Below are 10481 nucleotides of genomic sequence, written 5' to 3'. Positions count from 1 at the left end.
CCCCCTGCCCCTCTCCCTCCGGGTGAGGGGCAGGGGGTGGGGGACGCTCTGGGAGAGGGGCCGGGGGTGAGGGGCAAACTCAAACCGAGAAGCCTCAGCAGGCGTTTTAATAGCGAGATTGGAAATTGCGCCGCCGGTCGCCGCCGTTTGAGTTGGCAGACCGCAAGCCTGAGGTGGGGCGTTCTTCTCGGGGGCGAGCCTTGTTGACCTTGAGGTTGCGGCCCATCCATTCTGCGCCGTCCGGAGCGGCAATGGCAGCCTGCTCTTCGGCTTCAGAGCTCATTTCCACGAACCCAAAACCGCGGATGCAGCCTGTCTCACGGTCGGTAGGGATCTGCACCCGCTTCACGGAACCGTACTTAGCAAAAACAGCGGTCAAATCCGCTTCCGTCACCTTAAAGGATTGACATCGACGATCTCCGAAAGAGAGAGGAACAAAAAGCAAGATATTCGGAGAGCCGTCTGCCAATATAAAACGTGAAAACCCGTCAAGATCAGAAGAACCGAACGCTACAACCGACATCTATCTCGAACACAGAGATGGGGGATAGCCACTCCCATTGCACGAAAATAGCCAGTGCCCTTGAGCTCAAGGCTACGCAAGTCGGCCGTCCAGGGCAAGAGCCCCAAAGGAGAGCTAGCCCAACTTTTCCAGGCGGGCTTGCAAGAGCTGCATCTGGGCCTCCAGCTCTGCCAGTTGCTCGCGGCTGGCCTGCACCACTTCCGGGTTGGCCCGACTGAGGAAATTGGGGTTCTCCAGGCGGGCGCGGATCCCTTGGGCCTCTTTTTCCAGCTTGGCCAGATCTTTTTTCACTTTGGCCCGCAGCGCCTCCACATCCACCAGCCCCCCCAAGGGCACCAGCACCTGCACTGTGCCCACCACGGCAGCCGCCACCTGCTTGGGTTCCGTGGCCAGGGATCCCGTGATTTCTAAGGACTCAACCTTGGCCAGCTCGCGGATGTAGGCCTGGGCAGCGGTGAGGATCCGCTGCTCGTCAGGATCCTCGGTAACCAGCAGAGCTGTGATGGTTTGATGGGGCTTAAGGCCAGCCTCTGCCCGCAGGTTGCGCAGGCTGCTGATGGTCTGGATCACCAGGCCAAACTCCCGCTCCAGTTGCGGGTTAACCCAGCTGGGGTCGGGGGTGGGATAGGGCTGGACGGAGATGGAGGTGGCTTGGTTGGCCTGGGTGAGGAGCTGCCAGACTTCTTCGGTGATATGGGGCATCCAGGGGTGCAGCAGCCGGAGGATGGTCTCCAGCACGCTGGCCAACACCTGCTGTGCCGTGCGCTTGGAGGTGAGGTCTTCCCCCCGCAGCCGCGGCTTGACCAGCTCGATGTACCAGTCACAAAAGTCATCCCAAATCAGGGAGTACAAGAGCCGCGCCCCCTCGCCCAGGCCGTAGGCTTCCAGCTCTTCAATAACCTGGGTGGCCGTGGAGTGCAGCCGCGACAGGATCCAGCGATCGGCCAGCTCCAGCGCCTCCGGAGCCGGGGATCCCAGTTGGGCGGGGGTTTGCCCCTCTAGGTTCAGGAGCACAAAGCGGGAGGCGTTCCAGATCTTGTTGGCAAAGTTGCGGGCCGCCTCCACGCTGGCGCTCTCGCCAGTCTTGCGGTCGTAGGCCAGGCGGATATCCTGCCCTGCCCCCACCACTTCTTTAACCAAAGCGTAGCGCAGGGCGTCGGTGCCGTATTTGTCCAAGAGCTCGATGGGATCGATGCCGTTGCCCTTGGACTTGGACATTTTTGCCCCGTGCTCGTCCCGCACCAGGCCGTTGATGTAGACATCTTTGAAGGGGATCTGGCCGGTAAACTGCACTCCCATCATGGCCATGCGGGCCACCCAGAAGAAGATGATGTCGAAGCCCGTGGACATGAGGGAGGTGGGGTAGTAGCGCTTGAAGTCCTCCGTCTCCTCCGGCCAGCCCAGTGTGGAAAAAGGCCACAGAGCCGAGCTAAACCAGGTGTCCAACACATCGGGATCCCGCTCCAGCCGCTCGAGGGCCGGGCCGAACTTCTCCCGTGCCTTCGCCCAGGCCTCTTCAGCATTGCGGGCCACCACAAAAGCCTGGGGATCCTCAGGGATCTGGCCGTCGATGACGGGGTACCAGGCCGGGATCTGGTGCCCCCACCACAGTTGCCGCGAGATGCACCAGGGGCGCAGCTTTTCCAGCCAGCCCGTGTAAACCTTGGTCCAGCGCTCCGGAATAAAGCGGGGGTTGTGGTGCTCCCGCTCCTCCTGCAGGCAGCGGGCCGCCATGCCGGAAATATCGCAAAACCACTGAATGGAGAGCAGCGGCTCAATCGGCACACCCCCGCGGTCGCTGTAGGGCACGCTGTGGGTGTACTCCTCCACCTTCTCCAGCAGACCGTGCTCGGCAAACCACTGCACCACCCTCTCGCGGGCCACAAAGCGATCTAGACCAGTGAAGGGATCCCCGTTCTCGTTGAGGGTGCCGTCCTTGTTGAGAATGTTGATCAAGGGCAACTGATGGCGCCGGCCCATCTCAAAGTCGTTGGGATCGTGGGCTGGGGTAACTTTGACACAGCCGGAGCCAAAGGAGGGATCCACGTACTCGTCGGCAATGATGGGGATCAGGCGCTCCTTGATGGGCAGCCGCACGAACTGGCCAATGAGATGGCGGTAGCGCTCGTCTTGGGGGTGGACCGCCACGGCTGTATCCCCCAGCATTGTCTCGGGGCGGGTGGTGGCCACCACCAGGTACTGGCTGGGATCCGCAGCCAGGGGATAGCGGAAATGCCAGAGGTGGCCCTTGACCTCTTTGTTGTCCACCTCGATGTCGGAGACGGCCGACTGGGTGGCCGGACACCAGTTGACCAAATACTCGCCCCGGTAAATTAGCCCTGCTTCGTAGAGGCGGACAAAGGCTTCCGTAACTGCCCGGCTCAGCCCCTCATCGAGAGTAAAGCGATCCCGCGTCCAGTCCAGTGACAAGCCCAGGCGCCGTAGTTGGCTTTTGATGGTGCCCTGGGATTGCTCCTTCCAAGCCCAGGCCCGCTCCAGAAAAGCCTCGCGGCCCAGGTCAAAGCGGCTCTTGCCCTCCTGGCGCAGTTGGTTTTCCAGGATGGTGTGCACGGCAATGCTGGCATGATCCGTACCGGGCAGCCAGAGGACGTTGTAGCCGCGCATGCGCTTGTAGCGCACCACCACATCCGGCAGGGTAAAGGCAAAGGCATGGCCCATGTGGAGGCTGCCCGTGACGTTGGGCGGGGGCAGCACCATGCTGAAGGCTTCTCCCGGCGCCTTGGGATCCGCCACATAAAACCCCTTTTCCTCCCAAAAGCGCTGCCACTTCGGCTCGGTTGCAAAGGGGTTGTACTGACTGGGCAGGTGGGCAAGGGCAGGTGCAGCAGTCATGCCAAATCTAGGCCAGGGCTTCTCGAAGGACTACCCTAATAGGTTAGCAGGCTTACTTTAGCCTGACGGGCTCTTGCGGCTCTCTTTGCCGGGGTGGACCTTGCGGGGGATCCCTCTTGACCTTGTAGTTAGCTATAGGGTTTAGGCTAGGAGAGCTGCTGGAGAGAGGGTATAGAACCGGGCATGACTGAACTGCTGCGGGTGGGTCAGGTAGCCGAGAAGTTGGGCATCAGTCCCCAAACCCTCTACTTCTACGAGCGCCTGGGGCTCATTCCCAAACCGCGCAGGACGGAGGGGGGCTATCGCCTCTACGGGGAGCCTGAGCTGGAGCGGCTGGCTTTTATTGCCCGTGCCAAGGCTTTGGGACTTACCCTGGCCGAGATCAAAGAACTGCTCTTGCTTCAGGAAAATGGGCAAGCTCTGCCCTGCTGGCAGGTGTACGTAAAGCTAACGGAAAAACTTAGACAAATCGATAAGTCAATTGCCCATCTGCAGGAACTCAAAGGGGAGCTATCGACACTCATTGAACAGTGTCAACAGAAATTTTCTGAACAAGAGAAAAGTTCCTCTTGCACTATCTTCCAACAACAGCTCGATAACCCATGACAAGAAAACCCCTTGCACCATTTTCCGCTAATGCTTGGCAGCCCTTGTGTCCAAGGAGCGGGGAGCAAGGGATCCCGGTTCAACTGATTACCCTGAAGAGCCTGCTGTGCCCTCGAGCTTTGGCACAACTGAATGCAGACAGTAGCTACGCGTTTTGTCAGGATCCCATTTGTCCTGTTGTTTATTTTTCCGAGCAAGGTCAAAGCTTTGGGGTTGACGACCTCAAGGTGCCAGTCTTTCAAAAAGAAAGTGGCGAGGACGTACCCGTCTGCTACTGTTTTGCATGGACGCGCCGGCGCATTCGGCAGGAGCTGCAGGGATCCACAACGCCCCAGGCCATTCTTGCCGAGATTGCCGCCCACATCAAAGCCAGGCGCTGTGGCTGCCAGGTCAACAACCCCCAGGGGTTTTGCTGTCTGGAAAATGTCAGGCAGGTCATCTTAGAAGTGCAGCAAGAGAAGGTTGAGAAACGAGATAGCTGAAGAGCCAAAAGACCAGAGATTTCTCCGTTCCAAGGGTAGCTTTGGTCGTACCGTTCCTACGAGGAACGCGCACAGATTGTCCAACCTTACTAAAGGCAAACTTGTGTCTAGAATCTTCTCGGCTGGAGTGGGAGTTATCGCAATTATCGGCTGAAATAGGCGTTGAGCCATTCCAGGCATTCCATAAAGTAAAACACTAACGGCGCGGTAAAGACATAGCTATCGCCCCGATCCAAAATGCCGCCGTGGCCGGGGATGAGATCCCCGGAGTCTTTGACGCCGGCATCCCGCTTCATCAGCGATTCCGTTAGGTCGCCCAACAGGCCCGTTAGCCCAATCAAAAACCCCAGCACGCTGCCGCTCCACCAGTGCCAGGGCCAGTTCAGGTAGTAGGCTCCGGCCATGGCCAGGGCCATGCTGGCCGCGATCCCGGCCACGGCCCCTTCCACCGTTTTTTTTGGGCTGAGGAGGGAGAGCTTGGTGCGCCCAAAGGCCCGCCCACAGAGGTAGGCCGCTACATCGGCAGCAATGACACAGCCAATGGCTAGCAGCGTAATCCACAGCCCTTCGCCAAGTCCTTGGGAAAAAGACAAAGCCCTGACGCGGATCCAGAAGCTGGGCAACAGCGCACAGTAAAACAATCCCAAAATCGAGGTGGCAATGTCGGCGATGGTGGCCAGCTTGGGCTTAAAGAGCAGATAAAAGCAGATCACAGAACCGGCCACGATAAAGGCAGGGCTGGTCCACTCCGGCTTAACCTGCTGCAAAATCACCAGCACTTGGCTGGAAAACATGGTGGTGCGCATGGCCGGCGCATTGCCCTTGGCCTGCACCAGACGAAAGAACTCCAGTTGCGCCAGAAAAATAATCAGCCCAATGGCTGCCGTGAAGTACCAGCCCCCTAGCAGGGTGACCGTCAGGGCAAATAGCACCGCCGCAAAACCGCTAACCCAACGGGCTCCCATAGGCGCACCCCGTTATCTTGGCCGGCCGTTCGGCTTCCAGGAGAAGATCCCTCCTAGAAAAAGCCTTTGCCAGGATACCTGCTCTTGCGGTATTCGCCTCAGCGGGACGGAGTTCTGACTTTGATGCGGCTGCTGCAATGGCAATGCCTCCTGCCTTAATCTTCCAGTCTACCCCCCTTCCTCCAGAACTGGGATCCACCTCGATCTCCCCCTCAGCGGGATTGCAAGTGCCCCCAAGCGTGGGATAATTAAAAGACTGCAAAAATGGGTTACCCTTAATCACCTTCCAGCATGGTTCAGGAACTTACCCCTCCCGTGGCGAGTGCTCGCATCTCTGCCGAAGAGGCCCGCATGCTCTACGAAGACATGGTGTTGGGGCGCCTGTTTGAGGACAAGTGCGCCGAAATGTACTACAAGGGCAAGATGTTTGGCTTTGTGCACCTGTACAACGGGCAGGAGGCGGTGTCCACGGGGGTGATCAAGGCGCTCAAGCCCACCGACTACGTCTGCAGCACCTACCGGGATCACGTGCATGCCCTTAGCACCGGGATTCCCCCCCGAGCAGTGATGGCGGAGCTCTTTGGCAAAGCCACCGGCTGCAGCAAGGGACGAGGTGGCTCCATGCATCTCTTTTCGGCGGAGCACAACTTTTTGGGGGGCTATGCCTTTGTGGCGGAAGGGATCCCGGTGGCGACAGGAGCAGCGTTTTCGGCCAAGTACCGCGGCACCGACCAGGTGACCGTCTGCTTTTTTGGGGATGGGGCTTGTAACAATGGCCAGTTTTATGAATGCCTTAACATGGCCGCCCTCTGGAAGTTGCCCATCGTCTACGTGGTGGAAAACAACTTCTGGGCCATTGGCATGGCCCACAAACGGGCCACTTCGGTAACCGACATCTACCTCAAGGGCCCTGCCTTTGGCATGCCCGGCTACCAGGTGGACGGTATGGACGTGCTGGCGGTGCGGGAGGCTGCCCAACAGGCTATCGCGCGGGCCCGCGCCGGGGAAGGCCCCACCTTGCTGGAGTGCCTCACCTATCGCTTCCGTGGCCACTCGTTGGCTGACCCCGACGAGCTGCGCAGCCCGGAAGAAAAAGAATTCTGGCGGCAGCGGGATCCCATTAAGCGACTGGAGCGCTACGCCCTCGAACACAACTTGATGACTGAGGCGGACTTCCAGGCCATTCAGGAAAAGGTGAGCGCCGTGATTGAGGATGCCGTCCTTTTCGCGCTGGAAAGCCCTGAGCCTACCCTGGACGAGTTGCACCGCTTCGTTTTTGCCGAAGACGACTAGCTAGGCAGGGGGGAGTTCCCACTCTGAGACTTCGCCTGGCCAACTACCCCAAGGCGCATGGTCAGGCCAGATCCTTTAGGCGCTCTCCATGACAAGCGTTGGAGAGGGGACCTAGATCTGCGCTCTGGCGCAGATTTTTTTGTAAATCTCCCTTTCCATTTGTTTACATAGCTTCATATTAGTGAGATATTGAGCATAAGTACTTATTCCCATTTCCAGTCATGAGCAGTTCTCTTGAGTTTCCCTGGCTGTCAGTCCTGGTGCTCCTGCCGCTGCTGGGTGCCTTTGGAATCCCCTTGATCCCCCAGAGCCGCTGGGTGCGTTGGTATGCCCTGGCGGTGGGGGCTTTGGATTTGGGCCTGATGGTCTATGTTTTCGGGCAGCGCTACGACTTGCGGGATTTTTCGCTGCAACTGGCAGAACGCTACGCCTGGGTACCCCAAATTGGGTTTCACTGGTCGCTGGCGGTGGATGGCCTGTCCTTCCCGCTGGTGTTGCTCTCGGGCTTGATTACGACTTTGGCGATGGTGGCGGCTTGGGAGGTAGCCCAGAAGCCGCGCCTGTTTTTCTTCCTGCTGCTATTGATGTATGGCGCCCAGGTGGGTGTGTTCCTGGCGCAGGATCTGCTGCTTTTCTTCTTGATGTGGGAGATCGAGCTGGTACCCGTTTATCTTCTCATCTCCATTTGGGGTGGGCCGCAGCGCCAATACGCCGCCACCAAGTTCCTCCTCTACACCGCTGCCGCCTCTATTTTTATTCTGGTGGGATCCCTGGCGATGGCCTTCTACGGCGAGGGCTTTAGCTTGGAGATGGCAGAGCTGGGCGCAAAATCCTACCCGCTGGCCCTGCAGGTCTTGGCGTATGCGGCTTTCCTGATTGCCTTTGGGGTGAAGCTGCCCATCTTTCCGTTTCACACCTGGCTGCCGGATGCCCATAGCGAAGCCTCGGCGCCCATTTCGATGATCTTGGCTGGGGTGCTGCTCAAGATGGGGGGCTATGGCCTCATCCGCCTGAACCTGGGCCTACTCCCGGAGGCCCATGTGTCCTTTGCCCCGGTGCTGGCGGTGTTGGGCACAGTAAACATCATCTACGGGGCCCTGGGGGCTTTGGGGCAAAACCACCTCAAGCGGCGCCTGGCCTATTCTTCCATTGCCCACATGGGCTTTGTGTTAATCGGCATTGCCACTTTTACAGAGCTAGGCCTCAACGGCGCCCTGCTGCAGATGATCTCCCACGGTCTCATTGCGGCGGTGCTCTTCTTCTTGACAGGGATCACCTACGAGCGCACCCACACCCTTGCTCTCGACAAGCTGGGCGGCCTGGCCCAGCAAATGCCTAAAACCTTTGCCCTGTTTACAGCAGGAGCTTTGGCCTCGTTGGCGCTGCCGGGGATGAGCGGCTTTGTGGGTGAGCTGACGGTGTTGCTGGGCTGGACCACCAGCGATGCCTATGCGCCGGCCTTTAAGGCAGGGGTGGCCCTGTTGGCGGCGGTAGGCCTCATTCTTACCCCCATCTACTTGCTCTCCCTGCTGCGGCAGGTGTTCTATGGAGCTCAGGATCCCGGGCTGGTGCTAGAGGAGTATCTGGGGGATCTGCGCCCGCGGGAAATGGCTGTCGCCCTCTGCCTGCTCTTGCCCATCCTCGGCATCGGCCTCTACCCGCGTTTGGCTACTCAGACCTATGACGTGACAACAGTGGCAGTGGCAGCCCACTTGCGCAGTGCCTTGCCGACGGAAATTGTGCAACGACCTCTCCGACCCCTGCAGACGGCTCAGGTAGCGGCTTTGCCCCCGACCGATTAGAGTGGGTCGGGAGCCCCGCTTTTGCCTTCAACGGAAGAGCTGTTGCTTGAGAAGTCCAGCTCTTCTTTTTTATTTCGAGGTTAAACGTGGGAGGGGGGATGTTTTAGGCTGGAGTTCGCTTCTGGCCCCTAGCGAGGATCAGAATGAATGGAGTTGCGTTCGCTCAGGTTGAGCTGCACTGCCAACCACCAAAGGGTAACGTCGGAGTAAGTTGCCCTCTGCTTCAGCCGGAAAATAGAATGAACCGGATTTTGGCTATCAATCATCCACTCGGAAGCAATGATTTGGCTCCGTTCGCGGGCGTTCATTTTTTTCTCTCTCCCCTCACCAACTCAAGACCTGGGATAGCTAATATTTTAGGATGACGAATTGATGGGGGAGCGTGTGAAAAAATATATTACGCAGGGATCCCCAGGAATAGATAACTTTCTTAGCAATTTGGATCACAGAGGCTTCTCAGTTGAGAACCTGCTGGCTGAGGAGCTAAAAAACTTCGCAAAAAGTGAGGGATTGAGCAGGTGAGCCATCCCTATCTTCACAAGTCTTAAGACTTGGAAAAGCTTAGCTCTCTCCTTCGGCAGCCGCCTGGAAGGGCAGTTTTTCAGAAAGGCTCCCCCTCTAGGAACCAGCGGCCAGCCGATCCACAATCTCCTCGTGGGAGAGGCCTTCACCATTGTGCAGCCGCTGAGCGGTGCCAATAAGGAAGCGGTTGCAGTCGGCTCCCAGGGATTCACAGGTGGTTTGCACACAGACCAGATCTCGGCCCGAGAGCAACGAGAAGAGGCCGGCCAGCATTCCTGCCTCTAGATAGCCGGCAGGCTCCCGCCGCGCAGACAGCTCCTCCGGCCTGAGGCTGGCACGAGCAGCCAGGGCAAAGCCGGAGTTGCGGATCCTAGCCTCCACCAAGCCGCGGTCAGCAGCGGAAAAGTCCAGCTCTAGGCGGCCCCAGCCGTGGGTGGCCCAGAGCTCGCTGAGGGCATCGAGGAAGATCCCCAGCGGCAATTCCTGCAACGGCTGTTGGTAGTAGCGGGAGAGTTCGTCTTCGATGCGGCGGAAAAACGCTTCTCCCCAGTGGCGGCCACAGTTGTAGAGGATGACGCGGGTGGCTTGCCCCGTCTCATAGCGCAAGCCGGCGTAGATGGCTTCCAGGAGAGGCATGGGAAAGGCTGCCAGGCGGTATCCTCCCCGGCTGTAGAGCAGGCCGCTGTGGATGTCGGGACGGATGTAGTAGGCAGGGCTAAAGCAGTGCCCGGGCAGGATCTGGTCTTGCAGGATCTCTTGCAGGGTAGTCATGGCTGTCCTCGCAGGGAGATGGACGGACTTGAGGGCGGCTGAAACTTAGGCTTTTATGGTCATTTCAAATAGCAACAAAGATCCCAACTCCCCTCTCCCTTGGGGAGAGGGGCCGGGGGTGGTCGCGTTAGGTGCAAGGAATAGATGACCAGGGAGTGGGCTGTATATTGAGAGCCCATTGACCTCAGTTGACCAGCATCGACTTGGCCAAGAGCACGTAGGGGCGGATGGCCTCGCTCGCTTCGGGGCCGAAGACAGCGCTGAGGGAGTCGAGCATCAACTTATAGGCAGGCTGGCACTGGTCGCGCATCTTGAAGGACTTCAGGATCGTCTCCAGCCAGTAGAGCAACTTATCCCGCAGGTAATCCTCATCGTTGAGCAGCATGGCCAGGCAGCAGTAGCGCCACACCATGCTTAGATCGCGGCGGCAACGCTCCCAGGCCAGGTGCCCATGTTGGCGGGGCAAATGGGGCATCATCGGCTGGAACTTTTCCATCACCCGCTCCACTAGCTCCTGCTCTTTGGCCTGCAGGACTTGATAGAGGCGGACTCGTTTGGGGATCCCTTCCACATAGGCGTGTAGGGTTTTCAGCTCGTCTGGGCGCAGATAGCGGCCCTCACTTTGTTGCATCAGCGCGGTCACCATTGAATTCATAAGAAGCCC

The 10481-nt window shown here is 58.7% G+C and carries 10 protein-coding genes; 4 read left to right on the top strand and 6 right to left on the bottom strand.

All coding sequences use genetic code 11. From position 1 onward, the window contains the following. Positions 1 to 106: 106 nt before the first annotated feature. Complete coding sequence (locus NW822_RS08090) at positions 107 to 445, bottom strand: RNA recognition motif domain-containing protein (RefSeq protein ID WP_414404098.1); 339 nt, start codon at positions 443 to 445, stop codon at positions 107 to 109. Between the two features lie 192 nt (positions 446 to 637). Next, the gene (locus NW822_RS08085; RefSeq protein WP_414404091.1) at positions 638 to 3376 is read right to left on the bottom strand and encodes a valine--tRNA ligase; all 2739 of its coding nucleotides are present in this window, start codon (positions 3374 to 3376) and stop codon (positions 638 to 640) included. 183 nt (positions 3377 to 3559) lie between these two features. Here NW822_RS08085 and NW822_RS08080 point away from each other — a divergent pair, with 183 nt between their 5' ends. Next, positions 3560 to 3982, top strand: a complete 423-nt coding sequence (locus tag NW822_RS08080) for a heavy metal-responsive transcriptional regulator (RefSeq protein ID WP_414404090.1) — start codon at positions 3560 to 3562, stop codon at positions 3980 to 3982. A 44-nt stretch (positions 3983 to 4026) separates the two neighbouring features. Next, positions 4027 to 4464: a putative iron-sulfur cluster-binding metallochaperone gene (locus NW822_RS08075; protein ID WP_414360011.1), complete on the top strand. Its 438-nt coding sequence runs from the start codon at positions 4027 to 4029 to the stop codon at positions 4462 to 4464. Positions 4465 to 4607: 143 nt separating this feature from the next. Here NW822_RS08075 and NW822_RS08070 read toward each other — a convergent pair whose 3' ends face one another. Then, positions 4608 to 5429 carry a phosphatidate cytidylyltransferase gene (locus NW822_RS08070; protein WP_414360009.1) on the bottom strand — a complete coding sequence of 274 codons (822 nt, stop codon included), beginning with the start codon at positions 5427 to 5429 and terminating at the stop codon, positions 4608 to 4610. A 291-nt stretch (positions 5430 to 5720) separates the two neighbouring features. On the opposite strand from NW822_RS08070, the gene pdhA reads away from it, so the two are divergent. Further along, positions 5721 to 6722, top strand: a complete 1002-nt coding sequence (gene pdhA / locus NW822_RS08065; protein ID WP_414404089.1) for a pyruvate dehydrogenase (acetyl-transferring) E1 component subunit alpha — start codon at positions 5721 to 5723, stop codon at positions 6720 to 6722. Positions 6723 to 6943: 221 nt separating this feature from the next. Then, positions 6944 to 8524, top strand: a complete 1581-nt coding sequence (locus NW822_RS08060; protein WP_414360004.1) for an NAD(P)H-quinone oxidoreductase subunit 4 — start codon at positions 6944 to 6946, stop codon at positions 8522 to 8524. Positions 8525 to 8652: 128 nt separating this feature from the next. On the opposite strand, the gene NW822_RS08055 is transcribed toward NW822_RS08060, so the two are convergent. The 3 genes from NW822_RS08055 to NW822_RS08045 form a co-directional block, all read right to left on the bottom strand. Continuing rightward, positions 8653 to 8832, bottom strand: a complete 180-nt coding sequence (locus NW822_RS08055; RefSeq protein ID WP_414360001.1) for a hypothetical protein — start codon at positions 8830 to 8832, stop codon at positions 8653 to 8655. A gap of 310 nt (positions 8833 to 9142) precedes the next feature. Beyond that, positions 9143 to 9817, bottom strand: coding sequence for a V4R domain-containing protein (locus NW822_RS08050; protein ID WP_414404088.1), 675 nt, complete (start codon positions 9815 to 9817; stop codon positions 9143 to 9145). A 184-nt stretch (positions 9818 to 10001) separates the two neighbouring features. Continuing rightward, a complete protein-coding gene (locus NW822_RS08045; RefSeq protein ID WP_414359996.1) occupies positions 10002 to 10472 on the bottom strand; it encodes a phycobilisome protein in 471 nt (156 codons plus the stop codon). Positions 10473 to 10481 lie beyond the last annotated feature (9 nt).

Origin of the sequence: Synechococcus sp. H70.2 (genome assembly GCF_047462275.1) — a bacterium.
Lineage (GTDB): Bacteria > Cyanobacteriota > Cyanobacteriia > Thermostichales > Thermostichaceae > Thermostichus.
This window is presented reverse-complemented; position numbering and strand designations above follow the sequence as displayed.